Consider the following 17655-nt stretch of genomic DNA (forward strand, 5'->3'; position numbering starts at 1 on the left):
TACAAAGATTATATTAATTTTTACATAACAAAGATAGCGCCTTACCAATGTAGTGTTTCTATTAGTACCTTGACACCATGCCGGAGATTGAGACAGCACGATTGCGACTCAGACACTTTAGTCAAAACGATTTTCAAGATTTGTATCGTCTTTATAGCGATGCTGAGGTCATGAAATATCTCTCTATGAGAACAAGGGAACAAACTCAAGCAAGCTTGTCCAAGCAGATCCAACATTGGCAGCAACATAACTTCGGGATGTGGGCTGTGGTCGAGCGAGAAAGTGGAAAAATTATCGGTCGTTGCGGGCTTGGTTTTTTGGACAATACTTCTGAAGTTGAGCTCGGCTACGTCTTTGATAAATCTTATTGGAATCGGGGAATTGCTACAGAAGCGTCAAAAGCAACTTTGAAATATGGATTTTTGGAAGCAAAGCTAGAGCGAATTGTAGCGATCGCAAAACCTGAAAACACCGCCTCAGTCAGGGTTATCCAAAAAGTCGGCATGACGTATCAAAAATCAACTCGCTACTACGGTCATGATGTGGTATACTACGCTATTACCAGAGATGAGTGGCAAGCAAATAATACTCTGTAGTCTTACAGAAGGCGGAGCCATCGGAGCGAGAGTAGAGTTTCTGACTCAACCAAGCACTGTCTGCAAAGCATACAATAATTCTTTAACAGTATAAGGCTTGGGCAAAAATTTCTGAACACCATTACCAGTAGCAGCTGCTAGCTTGCTGCTAGACATCAGCCCACTTGTAGCAATCACTTTCACGTGTGGGTTGATTTTTTGAATGGTACGGATAGCCGTTAAACCATCCAGTAAAGGTAACATCATATCCATCAACACGACACGGATTGTATCCTTATACTGGGCATAGAGGGCGATCGCTTCCACACCATCATTTGCTGTCAAAATCTTATAGTTGTATGCTTCTAAAGATGCTTTGGTAATTTCTTGAATCGACGGTTCATCGTCTACGACTAAAATGAGTTCTCCATGACCTGTTAATACCTCAACTTCCGGTGCTACCTCTGTTTCTATTTCCTCAACCGCAGGAAAGTATACCTTAAAGCGAGTTCCAGAGCCAACTTCACTATACACATTCACAAATCCACCGTGACTTTTCACAATACCAATGACCGTCGATAGCCCCAAACCAGTGCCTTTGCCTTGTTCCTTAGTCGTGAAAAATGGTTCAAAAATTCTGTCTATAATTTCAGAAGAAATACCAACCCCAGTATCCGAAACAGTAATGACTGTGTAAGGTCCGGTTTTTGCCTCTAGATGCATGCGAGCATAATTTTCATCGACAAACAAATTTTCGGCAGAGATACTTAAAGTACCACCGTTGGGCATGGCATCGCGGGCGTTAACACAAAGGTTCATGAGTACCTGATGCAGTTGCGTACTATCACCAGACACCATCCATAAATCTTGTTGTATATCTGTTCGGACTTCTACAGATTTGGGGAATGTTTCTTTGAGAATAGCGATCACTTCTTTAATTAAGTGTCTCAGCTGTAAAGTAATGCGCTTTCCTTCAACACCCCGTGCAAAAGACAAAACTTGTTTGACTAAATCGGCACCCCGTTTGGCACTATCTTCTAAGATTTCTAACAGGTGCATATCCTGCTCGTAAATATCGGGGTACTTTAGGGGTAATAGTTGCGCGACTGCTAGAATAGGTGTTAATATATTGTTTAAGTCGTGAGCAATACCGCTTGCTAAAGTTCCAATACTTTCCAAGCGTTGAGTACGAAATAATTGAGATTCCAAAAGCTTCTTTTCTGAAATATCCGTATCTACAGTAAGAATTGAATTGGGCTTGCCATAGCGATCGCAGACTAAAGTCCAACGGCTCTCTACAAGGATTTCCTTATTGTTCTTCGTCAATTTAGTCATTTCACCCTGCCACTTGCCTTTACGAGTGACGCTTGCAAAAGCGGCTTCCTCTTCTGGTGGCGTTTCATTGTACAAAAACTTGCTAGCATCTTCTCCACATGCTTCTTTAGAAAGCCAGCCATACAAATTTTCCGCACCTTTGTTCCAGAATAAAACACGATTGTCTAAATCTCTAACAAAAATTGCATCAGTTGTCACATCAAGTAAAGCAGCTTGTTGGCGAATCTTTTCTTCAGCCAATTTATGCTCGTTAATGTCAATGCAGGCACAAGTGATACCTACAATTTCATGGGACTCATTATACAATGGTTCGACAGTCAGATCGTAATACCGAGTTCCTTGGGTTGTTGCAATGGAAACTTCTTCCCTGATTCCCATTCCTGTAGCAATGACACCTAGTTTCATTTCTTTAAGACGTTCGCCATCGTCACCCCAAATAAAATCTGAGTCGCATTTGCCCAAAATTTCTTCAGCCGTCAACCCAAAAATTGGATTGTAAACCCAGGTGTAGCGCAGTTCTTTGTCTTGGTTAAATACAAAGATAGGAGAGTTCTTCAAAGCAACCCGAAATCGTTCTTCACTCTGTCTTAAAGCTTCTTCCGTGCGCTGACGTTCAATTGCATAGCGCATGGAACGGAACAGTAAATCGCCATTCACCTGTCCCTTGACCAAATAATCTTGGGCCCCTTGCTGCATTGCATTAATAGCCAGGTTTTCATCATTAAAACCTGTCAAAACAATCACGGGAATCGCAGGAGTTTGACAGTGGATTTTCACAAATGTTTCTAATCCCTGGCTATCTGGCAGTAATAAGTCTAGCAAAATGACATCAAAACTTTCTTCTTCCAGAGATTTGAGTGCTTCATCTAACTGTTGTACCTGTTTCAGCACAAATTCAACAGATGGAACTTCTAATAAAAATTCCTGCAACAGCCGAACATCTCCAGGGTTATCTTCAACTAATAAAACTTTCATTATGTTGGTTAGTGGTTAGTAGTCATTTTTAACTGCTTATACAAGAAGGAATGGAAAGGTAATTGGGGAAATGGTAATTAATTTCCCAATCCCCAATCGCTAGTCCCTATATCCCTATTTTCCCCCACTTTCCCACTTCCCCACTCCCCCCTTCCTCACTCTTGTGGTAATTTGACGACAGTAAACCAGAAACTTTCGATAGAATGTACGATTTTAACGAATTGGTCAAAGTCAACGGGTTTGGTAATGTAACAGTTTGCACAAAGATTGTAGGCTCTAAGTACATCTTCTTCCGAACCAGATGTGGTTAGAACGACCACTGGAATTCTTCTAAGAATTCTATCTTCTTTTATTTCTGCTAGCACTTCTCGCCCATCTTTTCTAGGCAAATTGAGATCGAGTAAAATAATATCGGGTGTAGGTACTATTTTATACTGACCTTCTTTGCGTAAAAATGCCATAGCTTCAACGCCATCGCGTGCTACATTTAAGTTCACGGAGATTTTGCTATCTTCCAGAGCAATCTGGGTCAATTGCACATCGCCGGGATTGTCTTCTACAAGCAAAACCTCAATAGGCATAACTATTTCTATACTCACAATCGATTTCCTGTTCTATCGGGGATAGTAAAGAAGAAAGTTGTACCCTGTTCTGGTTGTGACTCAACCCAGATGTTTCCACCGTGACGTTCCACAATTTTCTTACATATTGCCAGTCCAATACCAGTGCCGGGATACTTATCTCTAGTGTGCAATCTTTGGAAAATAATAAAAATTCGCTCGGCATACTGGGGTTCAATGCCAATTCCATTGTCTTTGACGGCAAATCGCCATTTTTCTTCTATACGTTCAACTCCAATATGAATTTGAGGTGTTTGCTTGCTGCGAAATTTGATGGCATTTCCAATCAGATTTTGAAACAGCTGTGTCAGTTGTGTGGGATCTGCCATAACTTCAGGTAATGAATCCTGGGTGATAACAGCACCACTTTCTTCTATGGCTATTTTGAGATTGGTAAGAGCGCTCTTGACAAGAGACTGACACTTAACTAATTTAAAAGGCTGGGCGCGAGTGCTGACACGGGAATAACTCAATAAATCCTGAATGAGTTTTTGCATTCGATGCGCCCCATCCACCGCATAAGCTATAAACTCATGAGCTTGACCGTCTAGTTTCTCTTTGTAGCGTCTCTCCAAAAGCTGTAGGTAACTCGTAACCATTCGCAATGGTTCTTGCAAATCGTGAGAAGCAACGTATGCAAATTGTTCTAGTTCGGCATTGGAACGAAGGAGTTCCTGACGTTGGTGGGTTTCTTGTTCCAATAGATGCGCTTGTGATAAAGCAATACCAATTTGATCGGCTAACTGCTTTAATAACTCAATCTCTACATTGCTCCAATTTCGCGGGCGATCGCATTGATGAGCAATTAGCAAACCCCATAAATTTTCCCGTTGCAGTATTGGTACAACAAGATTAGATTTTACACCAAATTGTGCGAGGAATTGTCTGTGGCAATCTTGGATACCTGCTGTTTCAATATCGCTAATTGCACTCACTCTTCCTTGAGAGTATGGTTCTTGATAGTCTTTACCAAAGCAGGGATCGTGAAGATTTTTTCCCAAAACTACAGGAAATCCGGGCAAAACAGCCTCTTGCATGACAGTCCCTGCACCCTCTGCCCAAAGACGGAAGACAAGAACTCGATCTGCTTTTAGCAGTTTTTGAACTTCCGTGACTGCTGTTTGCAGAATTTCCTCAATTTGTAATGATTGGCGAATCTTTAAGGTGATTTCCGCAAAAAGTTGCGATCGCCTGTTTTGGTGCTTTAATTCTTCTTCTGCTAGCTTTCGTTCTGTAATATCTGTGTGAGAACCTACCATTCGCAAGACATTACCAGCCTCATCCCAAAGTGCTTGACCTCTATCTAAAATCCATTTATAAGAACCGTCTTTGCACTGTATTCGATGTTCGCTGATATAGTAGGGCATCTTTTTTGCAAAGTGATTCTTTATCACTTCCATAACCCTGTTTAAATCATCAGGATGAATTCGTTTCTTCCACTCATCCAGATAATTGCCAACTTCACGATCTTCATACCCCAGCATTTCCTTCCAACGCTGAGAGAAAAACACTTCATTCGTTTTGATATTCCAGTCCCAAATCCCATCATTATTGCCCCTTAGAGCCAATTGCCACCGTTCTTCACTTTCTCGCAGCGCTATTTCAGCGTACTTGCGCTGAGTAATGTCTTGAAAATATACGGAAAGCCCTTCGCTAGTAGGATAAGCATGGACTTCAAACCAAGTATTTCGGGGTGGATAGAATGCTTCAAAAGAAACACTGACCTGTTGGGCTACTGCTTTGTGATATTCGTGATAAAAAGTAGAATCAACTGCTTCAGAAAACTTATCCCATACTGAATGACCGAGTAATTCTTCCCGCTTGCTTTGTAACAATCGTTCTGCTTGTCGATTGATATAAATAAAACGCCAATCTTTATCTAGGGCAAAGAAAGCATCAGTAATACTCTCCAATATTTTTATGCTCTGGTTTCGGGCGTCTTCTGCTTCGCGTTGAGCGACTTCACTTTGTTCCCGTGCTATTTGTTCTCGTTCTAGAAGTTTTTGACGTTCTTGTTCTGCTTGTTTGCGAGCGGTCGTATCGCGAGTAACTGCTAACAGCGAAATGATATCTCCCTCAGAATTACGCAAGGGAACGGCGTGAGTTTCCAACCAACAACGCTTTTCCTTCAAGCCAATAAGTTCAAATTCCAGTATCCCCGATTCACCTTGAAACACCTTATTTGTGAGATCGATAAATGCTTGACGGTGGTCGGGGGCAATTAGGGGATAGATACATTTTCCCACAACTTGATTGAGACAATCAGCCTCAATCATTGCCAGCCCTGCTGGGTTCATCTCCAGTAGAGTACCATCCTTGGCAAGTAATTTGACACACTCTGGTTCTGATTGAACAATTGTACGGAGAAGATTTTCACTGTGTGCTAGTTTTTCCTGCGTCAGTTGAAGTTCATCTGCAAAACGGCATACATCAGTTAGATTGCGTCTGAGTTCCAGTTGACTGATAACTTGGCGGCTTAAAGCTTTGAGAGCTTCTATCTGTTGCTGGTGCAGTTCTCTGGGAACGCGATCGATCACACAGAGAGTACCCACCATCTCTCCCTTAGGAGTCATTAAGGGAACTCCTGCATAAAACCTGGCATGAGGGTAGGATACAACAACTGGATTCTTTGCTAGCTCTTCATCCGCATGAGTGTCACAGACAACTACCACATCTTGGTTGTCTTGGCACAGGTAAGACAAACCTACGCTTCGAGGGACTTCTGTAAAGTCAATACCTATTTTTGCCTTAAACCATTGGCGATCCCTATCAATAAAATTGACCAAAACAATAGGAGCGTCACAAATGAAGGCAGCTAGCTTGGCAATATTGTCGTATGCTTCTTCGGGTTCGGTATCGAGAATTTGATATTGGCGCAGGGCTTCTAACCTCGCCGTTTCGTCATAACTTGTCTGGAGTTTCATAAATCTTTAAATAAATTTACAGAAATAACTCTGTAGTTTGCTCTATTTATAGCTTGCGAAAGTGGCCGATCTTTGTATTTTGAAAGTTATTTTAAGTTTTAACACTATTAGCGGATCTTTTTTACTCTTATTGTTAACGCAACATATATATATTGTAATAATTATTTTTATAAAAATACAGATACGTGCCCGACATTGTCTGGCTTAAAAGCGACAATGCCGAGCTAGCTTTACAATTTTCATTTGCCCCGATCTACCCACTGAGTTCAAAGAAAATGAATCATCTATACTGCGATCGTCGAGAGAACTGACAGGCGTAATTTCTCAACTAACTCAAGTAAATGACCTGTATTGAGGCGGTAACTCAAAGGATGGGCAATTAACCTAGCCGTACTTTCATACAGAGTTGCAATCTCAACCAACCCATTCTCGCGCAAAGTTCTTCCTGTAGAGACTAAATCGACGATCGCCTCAGACATTCCCGTAATCGGACCTAGTTCCACAGAACCGGATAACGGTACAATTTCTACAGGAAAATCCAAGCTGTAAAAATATTCACGAGCACAGTTGACATACTTTGAAGCGACTCGACCGTGAGGGGGTAACTCCAATGCCGAACGATAAGGGCTTGATTTTTTCACCGCCACCGACATTCGACAATGTCCGAACTGTAAATCAACTAGATGCGCGACTTGCGGTTTTTTCTCCCGCAATACGTCGTAACCAACAATACCCAACTGTGCCTGACCGTATTCTACATAAACCGGTACATCTTGTGCCCGTACCAGTAGCCCTTTGGCTTGTCCGCTAGAGTCAGTAATCTGAAGTTGGCGGTTACCTGAATCTAAAAAAGCACTAAAGTCCAATCCCACATCTTGCAGTATGTGGATGCTATTTTTAAGAAGTTCGCCTTTTGGCAGTGCAACAGTTAGCATATGGGGATTTTAGTTGAGGAGGTTACTATTTAGCGCTCAAATTTGTAGGATATCAGTTTCCCGAACATATTTTTCAACCCAAAATCCAAAATCGAAAATCCAAATCCAAAATAATACGTGATATGCGAATTTTGGTAGTTGATGATGAAATTGAACTCACAGACCCTTTGACTCGCGTGCTTACTCGTGAGGGATACAGTGTTGATGCTGTTTATGATGGAACAAGCGGTAGCCAATTGGTACAAGATGGTCACTACGATCTGCTGATTTTAGATTGGATGCTTCCGGGGAAGACAGGATTAGAGATTTGTCAGGAATTGCGACGCGAAGGGAAAACCACTCCCGTTCTGTTTCTGACTGCTAAGGATACTCTAGATGACCGAGTTCAAGGTTTAGATGTCGGTGCAGATGATTATTTGGTGAAACCGTTTGAATTGCGCGAATTATTGGCACGAGTTCGGGCTTTGTTGCGTCGTTCTAGTTCGCAGCCTTATAATGCAACCACTCAAAAGTTAACTGTTGCCGATTTGGAATTCGATAGCGATAACCAAGTTGCTTATCGTCAGGGAAGAGCCATCGAACTTTCTGAAAAGGAAAGCCAGCTTTTGCAGTATTTTATGGAAAATTCCGGGCAATTGCTGACTCACGCGCAGATTTTGCAACATTTGTGGGAGGATGGCGAACAACCTAGCAGTAATGTGATCGCTGCACTGATTCGTTTGCTACGGCGGAAGATTGAACAGACAGGTGAAACCCCTTTAATTCACACTGTTTATGGCAAAGGGTACCGCTTTGGAACGTCAATACCTGAAGCGCTCCCATAGTTTCTCATTGTTCTCGTTCCTAGGGGGAGCCTGAGAACGAGAACAATGAGAGCAACTAAACAATACCGCCATTTACACGGATAGTTTGACCGTTAATCCAACTTCCTGCAGGACTCACTAAGAAAGCAACAGCGTTAGCAATATCTTCTGGTTGTCCCAATCGCTCTAGCGGTGCTTGTTGAGCAAATTTCTGGATCAATTCCTCAGACTTACCCTGATAAAACAGATCCGTAGCGGTAGGTCCGGGTGCAACAGCATTGACAGTAATATTTCGTCCCCTGAGTTCCTTAGCCATAATGTTAGTAAAGATTTCAACAGCAGCCTTTGAGGCTGCATACACGCCATAACCGGGCATAGCTAGACCAACCGCACTGGTTGAAAAGTTAACGATATGTCCGCCTTCACGCAATCTCTTGGCAGCTTGTCGCAAAAGAAAGAATGTACCGCGAGTATTTGTATTGAAAATCCGGTCATACAATTCATCGTCAGTATCGGCAATATTAATAGCTGTTGGGGTTTGAATACCCGCGTTATTTACCAAGACATCAATGCCACCGAATTCCCGTTCGGCGGTATCAAATAAATAGGCAATATCTTTGGAGTTAGATACATCCCCTTGAACTGAGATTGCTTCTCCTCCCGTAGCTTTGATGGCATTCACAACTTCATCTGCTTTTTGCTTATTACCAGCGTAGTTAACCACCACAGCGAAACCATTGGAAGCAAGTTTTTTAGCAATCTCGGCTCCAATACCTCTGGAAGCGCCTGTAACAATCGCGACGATTTTGGCTTGAGCGGTCATATGCTTACTCCTTTAAGGTAAAAGCTACCTTAAATTTGGTAAAAATTACTCAAGGTCAGTTTAAGATATCCCAAGTCAAAAATCTTTCACATATTTGTCATGATTTTCAATATCTCATCGCAATATGTTGATAAGTCCAATTTATTTTGTGTTTCACAGGTAGCTCGATCGCTCCCAACACGGGTCAGAAAATCCCACGTCACGGCGAGCGCAGTATCCTGCACCAATATCTTAAGTTAGATAGCGATGGAACAGGGCTTTTCAATACTCATCTACAGACCCTTAATATTTGAATGATTTGAGCTTGTATCTTTTCTTTTAACTGTTGTGCTTTTTGATAAGCAACTGCTCTTTCTATACCATCACTATCGCCTTCTACTGCATACAAAGGCTGAATAAAATAACGCAAGCGACCCCTCATTGCCCAAACTCCCATTGAAGGAAAAAGAATAAATATTGGCATTAAAGGTGAGATAGGCAAAAAAGGCAAATTTAATAGCTTTTGTAGCTTTCTAATATTCCATGTCCAAGGGTGTAAGTTTTCATTACCAATGCATATTACAGGCAATATAGGAATTTCATAGCGCTGGCTGAGCCGAATAAAACTCAAATCAAACGTTTCCAATTGATAGCGTTTTCCCCAACCTTTTCTTGGTCCGCGCAATCCTTCTGGCGCATACAGGAGAATTTTTTGTTCTTGTACTGCAGCTTCAAAATCATCTAACTCTGCTCTGACAGCACCTAAAATCTTTGTCCATCCAGGTGGTAGCCACCAATGTATCCAAGCATGATCGAATAAAGATACCCCAGCTAACGGTTGTACCACCCATCCTCTTGTTTTACTTAAAAGGTAACCTAGCGTGACAATATCCCAAGGAAAACACATTCCTGCGTGATTCATTGCCACAATGACCGATCCCGTTTGCGGCAAATTTTCAATTTGTTGTAACTCACCCCGAAAATAATATTTCACGATGGGAGCAAGAATTTCATCTCGAAATGCTTGTTGATAAATGGGGTCAAATTCAACCGTCTCACTCTTTGGGGAACGACAACCAAGACGCAACCAACGAATAAATAATGCTATGTAGAACCCTCCAGGAATGAGAAACAAAATATATTCCAGCCAATTCCAACCTTCCGGATCTGCGTGATAGTGTTGCCAGTGTCGGTTAAATAGAATGAGCCAACCAGGAGGATACCACAGACAAAACCAATCGAACCAGGTAAATGAATAGCCCCGTTCTGATGTTTGTTCAAATGGCTCGTTAAGAATAGTTTCCGAGTGTTGGTGAATCACAACAACTAAGTAAGTTCCACAAAGACTGGGTTGATTTACTATACTAGCTTTCTACTCTTGTGACTGGCATCCCACGCGAGAATTAAATTTGGCATAAGGAAACTTCACCTTGATGGTTTGTGACTTCTCGTGTTGGCTGAGTATAATGAGCATTTATCAAAATGCAATGTATGAGCGATCGCGCTAATTATGCCTACCTCGACAAAAAGCAAAATCTGCGGACTTATGTAGATAGATGGTGTATTGGAAGAATTGGTACATGGTTGTTTTCCGGTCCTCCAGAAGCAATTTCCGATTTGCGCTCTATGCGTCCAGATCCGGGGTATCTTTTAGATGAGGTTTGGTGTGATAGCGCTGTGTTAGTGGATGAGTATAATAAGGTTTTAAAGTTCTTCATTGGACCAGAAGCAAAAGGATGGTCTTTCAATTATCCACTCATTCAAGCAACGGTCTTAATTGTACGAGAACATTGGGTAGATTGGACTGTAAATTGGGCATATCGTGGCATTGCTGAAATATCTGAATATATTGGACTTAATCCAAAGTTCGTGATTCCAAAACATTATTTAAACTTTGAAGCTATAAACATAAAAGAAGTTTCTTCATATATTGAGATCGATCCGCGAGAATTTGATTTTGATACAGGTGAACTCCTTTATATTGAAAGCAGGTGGATAGAATCTTTTATTACAGTTAAATATCTAGATAGTTCAATTCATGACTATTGCTTTCCTTGGAATATAGAAAATATTCTGCTTTTAGGTTCGCAATTATTGCAAATTCTTCAGGCAAAGCAATCAACTTTCGCTCTACCAAGCGAACCACCTAACTATAGGGGTGATGGTTCGCACGATCGTATTGAAAGCGGTGCCTGCATAGACGAAATTAACAAAAAAATAACTGTTTGGTGGCAAAAACCAAGAGAAAGACGCTACATTTTAGAAAAAATTTCTCGCATTTGGACTGGTTGGTCTGTAGAGCAGGTATTAGGCGGTTTACAACAACAATATGAGTTATCAAATCGAAACTTTCCCGATCTAACAATGAGTCCAGAACAAGCTAGGGAAATAATGAGAAACCACTTCAGATAGGAAATTTTTCCTCTTGACTCTGTATCCTCTGCACCCCCTGGAGTTCTTTAAAAAACTAATTTTGTGAAAGTTTAGATTGAGAGAAGGGCAAGTTAACAATCTTCCCTCACCCTCACCTTAACTTCTTACTTTTGAGAATAGTAAATCCCCGCTTGTTTAAATCTGTGTAAAGCCTCACCCAAGCGATCGCAATCTGCAATTAGACTAATCCTTACATACCCTTCCCCTGCGACCCCAAAAGCGTTACCGGGCGTCACTACAACACCCGTTTGCTGCAAGACACTTAAGGCAAAATCCGTAGAACTGACACCATTAGGACAAGGAACCCAGAGATACATTGTTGCCTTAGTTTTAGGAATATCCCAACCTAACTGCCCCAAACCTTGAATGACAAAATCACGGCGATTGCGATATCGTTCTTGCACCTCATACAAATACTCATCGGGTAGTTGTAAAGCTGCTTCCGCAGCAGTTTGCAATGCTGCAAAAATACCATAATCCAAGTTAGTTTTTAACGTTCGCAAACCCTGAATAATACGACGATTGCCTACAACAAAACCAACGCGCCAACCCGCCATATTATAAGTTTTAGACAGGGTATGAAACTCAACCCCAATTTCCTTTGCCCCTGGAATTTCTAACAAACTTGTTGGTTGATAACCATCAAAAGCTAATTCGGCGTAACACAGATCGTGTACCAATAAAATCTCGTACTTGCGAGCAAAAGCGACAATTTCTGTAAAAAATTCGCGTGGTGCAGTAGCCGCTGTAGGATTGCTGGGATAATTAAAGTAGAGAAGTTTTGCTTGTTCGGCTACAGAGTCGGGAATTGCAGCTAGATCGATCAGCCAATCATTCTCTGGCTTGAGAATTAAACTGTGGATCTTCCCGCCCGCTATGACAGGACCCCGGAAATGAGCGGGATAAGCAGGAGAGGGAACTAAAACCAAATCACCCGGATTGATATAAGCCATAGCAAGATGACCCAATCCTTCTTTAGAGCCAAGTAAGGGTAATGCTTCGCTATCTGGATCTAAATCCACGGCATAACGCCTTTGATACCAATTAGTAATAGCACGGCGAAAGCTGGCAGTTCCCTCAAAAGGAGGATAGCCGTGATTGGCAGGATTTTGCAAAGCTTTCATTGCCGCTTCTACCACTGGTTGAGGCGTTGCACCATCTGGGTTTCCCATGCCCAAATCAATTAAATCCAGCCCTTGTTCCCGTGCTTTTGCCTTGAGTTCATCTAGACGGGCAAATACGTAGGGAGGTAATTTCTGTACGCGTTCAGCTGGGACAATCCAATCTAAAGTCATCGAAACAATTATGAATTATGAATTATGAATTATATGACGAGACAGTGCGGTAAATGTGGGGAGTGCAAAGGAACCTTATCATTACCGACTCCTTTGCACTCGTGACTACTCAACTTTTTCCGCGCTTTGCGTCAAATTTATAGGAGTGCGATTTCCTTCTATCGGTGCGGTGGTAGAAACCATCGCTGCCATCAATTGTTCTAGGGAAACTTTGAACGGCAGTCTGTGGATATCGGAATTTGGAGCTAGTGCAATTTCTGCCGCAGTCTGTAATTGTGTCAGTGTAATATTCCCCAATCCCAAATCATTCAGTTTTTGGGGTAAACCAATCTCTGCATAAAACTTCAATAACTGTTGTCGTGCAGTCGTTGCTAGCTGATTGCCCTGGATCGTTTCTTCCAAACGCAGTTGCACCAAAATACCATAGGCAACCTTGTCACCGTGAATGCTACCGCTACCTTTGGAAATGTGAGTCAAACCGTTATGTACGGCATGAGCGGCTACAGTACGACATTGTGCGCCTCCAAGTCCCCCAATGACACCCGCAAGTAATACTGTAGCATCTACAACCTCCCGCCAAGCTTCGCTACCTGGATGTTTGATGGCAGTGATAGATTTTTGGAAGAGGATATCCCTTAACACTCGCGCTTGTTGCACCGCAGCAATAATCAAGGTTTGTTCTGAGTGTCCGCTACTTACAGAAGCTTCATACCACTTAGCGAGTGCATCTCCAATACCGGCTACAAGTGTACGTTGTGGGGCAGTTTGCACTAAATCGTAATCGAGTACCAGCAAATCGGGACACCGAGAAAGTGCTACATCGTAGAGAAAAGCACCTTCACGAGAATACACGTTGGATAGAGCTGTCCAAGCAGCACAGGTGGCGGCTGAGGTAGGGATGGTCACGACTGGTAAGTGCAATTGGTGGGCTAGTAATTTAGCTGTGTCTAATGCCTTACCACCACCAACACCAACAATGACATCAGCTTTATGTTCTTGTGCTGCTTTGTGCAAAGATTTTAAGCTCGCTTCACTACAATCAGGGGTATAATAAGCGAGTGCAGAATGTAAATGCTGGTGCTGCAAAAGTGGTTGCAAGTGGAGTTGAAGAGCAGCAGTACTTTGACCCGAAGCCGCTTGTCGTAAAGCATTGCCTCCCACAATTAAGGGACGACTTCCCAATGTGGCGATCGCATCCGTAGCTTGAGCCAAAATTTTAGACCCTCTCAGGACTTTTGCTGGGGCTACACAGAGGGTGAATAACGAGTAAGAGTTTGGAGTAGACAACTTTTCCGTCGCTTGATTAGACATATCACTAACTATGAAAGTAACACTTCTGGATACGTGAAGGAACTATACATAATTGAAGGGTAACTGTTTCAGTTCCCAACAGATCTTGAGTTTTAACTTTATGTAGGTTCGACAGACCTCACACTCACTCCCTTTTAAAAGAGGGAAGAACAACGTTACGATTGGGGTTTGAAGCCTTTTTCCTCCTAGGAGAGGGGTTTGGGGTGAGGTCTGTTTTGACTTCATCGAACTCACGTTAAATTTGCTCGTAATACTTTGAGTAATCTTGAGACTTATATCTTAACAAAAAATAATACTAGTATCTCTAAACACAAAAAATTTGCCTTGTGTAAAATCTCTTCTCTCTGGTTACCAAACTCAGGCTGAAAACGCAGTCCGTAAGACTTTACCTTGCGTAGCAGCCTGAATACACGGTTGATGTATCCTTAATTATGCAGTAGGTTGAGGTAACTGAGCCAATTTATCTTGGTAAATCTCGATCGCCATTTGTTGGTCTTCACGTTTAGCAAGAGATCTCCTAACCTGACCCAGATAAAGAGGAATAGAAACACCTTTTTCTGGGTGTATGATAGTTCGTGCTCGAACCGTCAACTGGTTATCGCTTAATGCACCCAAACGACCGTAAGAATATAAATCGCTTGCTGCTTGACGTAAAGTTGCTTCCAATTGCGATGGAGTCACTTCCGCAGGCGGAAGCGCAATGACTGCTTGCGGACCTCCGTTATCATAAACAAGGCTGTAACGTAAAGCATCTGGAATGATAGTACGAGTTAAAGGTGTTAACGAGAGAGCAAAGAGTCCCCCCGTAACCACAAGCATAAAACCGGTTGCACCTACAAGACGAAAGCGAATACCCCATTTAAAAACAAAACCCAAAATCACCAGACCGGCAAACGCTAATGTTGCGATACCCGACCATTGGGTGTATTGAAGAAAATCATCCGTTGTGAACATAGAAATTAGCTGAGTTGAAAAAAGGTAGAGGGCAGAAGGTATACAGGTTTTCTTATGCGTTATAGTGTAGCTCGTTGATGACTACCTAGATATCCTGTTAATTTTCCTCTCACACCTATCTTACAAGCACAACAACCACCAAAGACCAACCACTCACAACTAATACGGAGTTGCATTCAAAGATATTGCTTATTGATGGGACAAGGCAGAGGGGGGAGATGAGGGAGATGTATGAAAGCAACTTGGTATAACCAAATAAATAAAGGCATCTCCAAGAGATGCCTGTTATGCAGGAAAACATCAAAAGAAGTGTTCCTACATCTTCCCAACAATCAGCAACAATGACTAACGTGGAATTAGTCACATAGGCACAGACGTGCTTAAAGTTATATTATTAACTCTTGAATTTAGTAGCCTCAGTATTTGTGCTGAAATCTAAGGGCTGTTAATTCTTCTCAGTTGCAATCTTGTATTGCTGCTTGTAGTGATACACAACTCCAGCAAGAGCAGAAAATAGCAACCAAGAAATGACGTTCAGTCGAAAATCAAATAAACTAACATCTACAGTATTGAATAGTACCCAACCAATAAAAACAACAAGGTAACTGAAGAGAATTGTTTTGTCTTTTGCCTTTAGGTCCTTTGAATTTTGTAAAAGTTGGACACCTCCAACAAATATCCAGCCCAATAAACCACAGAAAACAAGAGTTGCAGGTAGACCGGTTTCGGCAAACAGCATTAAAAATAAGCTGTGAGGGTGCCCCAACCAAATTTGCATTTTTGCCTCGTAAAGTACTGTAAAGTTTCTCAAACCCCAACCAGTCCAGGGGCGCTCTTGAGCCATCGATACAGCAAATTGCCATTGCGTTTTGCGAAGTAAAGCCACGGGTCGATCGGGATAAAGTTCGTCATTCAACCGCGCCCAAAAGAAACGAGGAATAAACTGACGGAACAGCAGAGCAATAGGTGTTGGAGCAAAAGCAGCTAAAAGCACGCTCGCAGCCACACCTGTGACAGTGGCGACAAGAATGCGCCAGCCTTGATATAAGGCGTAGACCAAACAGACAAAAATCGCAATTGCCCAAGCGTTGCGCGAGTTAGTCAAAATAAGTGCGACAAGATTGAGAAGAATTGCCAGAGTGAGGAAGAGGAAGGGGAGAGGGGGTAGAAAAGGGAGAATTTCCTTTCTTGTCTCCCTTGTCTCCCTTATCTCCCCTGTCCCCCTAATCATCGATCGCCATTGTTCCAGCCACAATCCCAAACTCAGAATGAAAACTATTATGAGATAGCCAGCTAAGCTGTTGGCATACATAAATATAGAAGACATCCGACCTGGTGGTTCTCCTCCTGGTGCGATCGCCCAACCCAAAAAACCTATCCATCCTTGGGGGGGAGTCGCCCATCCTAAAAGCAACTGTCCCAAACCAACGACTATGACTGGCACAGAGGTTATTACCAACAGCCAAGACAGTTGCCGCAATTGAGCTATGGTTTGAATCAGAACACTCCAGCTGGCAAAAACGAGAAAGTATGGTATAAAATTAAACAATCCTATGAAAGCTTCCGTCTTATTGTAAGCAAAGCTAGCTGTAAGGATTAGCCAGACACTGAGAAGCATAAACCCCCTGTTGAGGGGGCGACTCACCACCGCACGATATTGTTGCATTAAGGTTCCCAATATAGCCCAACCCATACTTACAGCCCCAAATAGAGGAATGAGTGGGAAGATAGCTAGTCCCAGTAAGGTGTATTTCCAACGAGACTGCACGCTAAAGTTGAGATGGCGAAGGAGAATTTTCACGCAAACTCCCAACATTCAGTACGAGTAAGGCGAATCTGAGCAAGTGTGAAAATAGTGGGTATAATTCGACTGTAGTTGGTAGCAATTGCTCTCCATCCCAAATCTGCAAAAAACCAAGCCCACATCATCGGTCCTAAGAAAGCGAACATAGTGCGAGCTACACTGTAACGAGTGGCACTGACAGCCATACCCTGCTTTGCCATTTGCAAAGTGACATAGTGTTGAAATTGGTTGGCTGCTACCTCGGAACCTTGAACGACAGCTTGTTTGGTCACTTCATAAGTCGCAAAGTGCATTGCAAACTGACGGGCGATTTGTTTCAACATCAACGGTTGAATAATGGAAGTCACAGCCAAAGCACTTCCACCTTTAAAAAGAAGTCCAATGGGATCTCGCTGTAATGAAAGTGGCAGAGTTTGGTTTGGTTGTGATTGAGCGAGTTGATGCTGAACTTGAACTGTAAATTTTTGCTTATCTTTTTCTGGCAATTTTTTCCAAACGTGTCCGAGCAAAAATAGAAAAACTTCGGCTTCTAAATCAACAGTAGTCAGTTCGTGGGAATAAGGTATTTTTAAATACTTACATACTTGAATCAGCACTTGCCTGTAACTTACTTGACTAGTACGTCCTCGCAGTACTGTAACTCCATCGGCAGCTAAATAACGAAAGCGTTGCTCTAATGTATCGAGCCAAGCTTTGCGACCTTTACTTTGTACTTCTATAGGCTCAGGTGTATGAACGTAATCTAGAGGATTAAACTTACGACTAAAAAGGATTGCTGTCAAATCTTTCAATTCTTCTTCAGTTGCCAGTTCTAGAACCGCCCTTAGTTCATCCAATTTACCTTCCTCCCTTCCATGCAGCTTTGGTATGTACTTTATTCTACTATTAG

General features: G+C 42.3%; 14 protein-coding genes. 3 read left to right on the top strand and 11 right to left on the bottom strand.

The genetic code is table 11. From position 1 onward, the window contains the following. Window positions 1-77: 77 nt before the first annotated feature. Window positions 78-596 (top strand): GNAT family N-acetyltransferase, encoded by a 519-nt coding sequence (locus AB0756_RS29265; RefSeq protein WP_038076868.1) that lies wholly within the window; start codon window positions 78-80, stop codon window positions 594-596. Between the two features lie 45 nt (window positions 597-641). Here AB0756_RS29265 and AB0756_RS29270 read toward each other — a convergent pair whose 3' ends face one another. The 4 genes from AB0756_RS29270 to hisG form a co-directional block, all read right to left on the bottom strand. Then, complete coding sequence (locus AB0756_RS29270) at window positions 642-2885, bottom strand: hybrid sensor histidine kinase/response regulator (protein WP_202048670.1); 2244 nt, start codon at window positions 2883-2885, stop codon at window positions 642-644. A gap of 155 nt (window positions 2886-3040) precedes the next feature. Continuing rightward, the gene (locus tag AB0756_RS29275) at window positions 3041-3466 is read right to left on the bottom strand and encodes a response regulator (RefSeq protein WP_038076858.1); all 426 of its coding nucleotides are present in this window, start codon (window positions 3464-3466) and stop codon (window positions 3041-3043) included. A 14-nt stretch (window positions 3467-3480) separates the two neighbouring features. Next, window positions 3481-6429 (bottom strand): PAS domain S-box protein, encoded by a 2949-nt coding sequence (locus tag AB0756_RS29280; protein ID WP_038076852.1) that lies wholly within the window; start codon window positions 6427-6429, stop codon window positions 3481-3483. A gap of 284 nt (window positions 6430-6713) precedes the next feature. Beyond that, window positions 6714-7364 carry an ATP phosphoribosyltransferase gene (hisG, locus tag AB0756_RS29285; RefSeq protein WP_038076850.1) on the bottom strand — a complete coding sequence of 217 codons (651 nt, stop codon included), beginning with the start codon at window positions 7362-7364 and terminating at the stop codon, window positions 6714-6716. 122 nt (window positions 7365-7486) lie between these two features. Here hisG and rppA point away from each other — a divergent pair, with 122 nt between their 5' ends. Then, window positions 7487-8188: a two-component system response regulator RppA gene (gene rppA, locus AB0756_RS29290; protein WP_038076846.1), complete on the top strand. Its 702-nt coding sequence runs from the start codon at window positions 7487-7489 to the stop codon at window positions 8186-8188. A gap of 55 nt (window positions 8189-8243) precedes the next feature. Here rppA and AB0756_RS29295 read toward each other — a convergent pair whose 3' ends face one another. Then, complete coding sequence (locus AB0756_RS29295) at window positions 8244-8990, bottom strand: SDR family oxidoreductase (protein ID WP_038076843.1); 747 nt, start codon at window positions 8988-8990, stop codon at window positions 8244-8246. Between the two features lie 268 nt (window positions 8991-9258). After that, the gene (locus AB0756_RS29300; RefSeq protein ID WP_038076841.1) at window positions 9259-10290 is read right to left on the bottom strand and encodes a 1-acyl-sn-glycerol-3-phosphate acyltransferase; all 1032 of its coding nucleotides are present in this window, start codon (window positions 10288-10290) and stop codon (window positions 9259-9261) included. 161 nt (window positions 10291-10451) lie between these two features. Between AB0756_RS29300 and AB0756_RS29305 the strand changes: the two genes are divergently transcribed. Then, window positions 10452-11381 carry a hypothetical protein gene (locus AB0756_RS29305; RefSeq protein ID WP_153021442.1) on the top strand — a complete coding sequence of 310 codons (930 nt, stop codon included), beginning with the start codon at window positions 10452-10454 and terminating at the stop codon, window positions 11379-11381. A gap of 125 nt (window positions 11382-11506) precedes the next feature. Here the strand turns inward: AB0756_RS29305 and AB0756_RS29310 are convergent, their stop codons facing one another. The 5 genes from AB0756_RS29310 to AB0756_RS29330 all read right to left on the bottom strand — a co-directional run bounded on the left by AB0756_RS29310 (window position 11507) and on the right by AB0756_RS29330 (window position 17602). Continuing rightward, a complete protein-coding gene (locus AB0756_RS29310) occupies window positions 11507-12697 on the bottom strand; it encodes an aspartate aminotransferase (protein WP_038076837.1) in 1191 nt (396 codons plus the stop codon). Window positions 12698-12802: 105 nt separating this feature from the next. Continuing rightward, window positions 12803-14008 carry an iron-containing alcohol dehydrogenase family protein gene (locus AB0756_RS29315; RefSeq protein WP_038076835.1) on the bottom strand — a complete coding sequence of 402 codons (1206 nt, stop codon included), beginning with the start codon at window positions 14006-14008 and terminating at the stop codon, window positions 12803-12805. A gap of 429 nt (window positions 14009-14437) precedes the next feature. Continuing rightward, window positions 14438-14962: a Ycf51 family protein gene (locus AB0756_RS29320; RefSeq protein WP_038076833.1), complete on the bottom strand. Its 525-nt coding sequence runs from the start codon at window positions 14960-14962 to the stop codon at window positions 14438-14440. A 445-nt stretch (window positions 14963-15407) separates the two neighbouring features. Next, window positions 15408-16778 carry an O-antigen ligase family protein gene (locus tag AB0756_RS29325; protein WP_038076831.1) on the bottom strand — a complete coding sequence of 457 codons (1371 nt, stop codon included), beginning with the start codon at window positions 16776-16778 and terminating at the stop codon, window positions 15408-15410. Further along, on the bottom strand, window positions 16760-17602 hold the full coding sequence (locus tag AB0756_RS29330; RefSeq protein WP_038076829.1) for a YaaW family protein: 843 nt from the start codon (window positions 17600-17602) through the stop codon (window positions 16760-16762). Before AB0756_RS29330 ends, AB0756_RS29325 begins: the two co-directional genes overlap by 19 nt. Window positions 17603-17655: the final 53 nt, after the last annotated feature.

This window comes from Tolypothrix campylonemoides VB511288_2 (genome assembly GCF_045999855.1).
Lineage (GTDB): Bacteria > Cyanobacteriota > Cyanobacteriia > Cyanobacteriales > Nostocaceae > Scytonema > Scytonema bouteillei_A.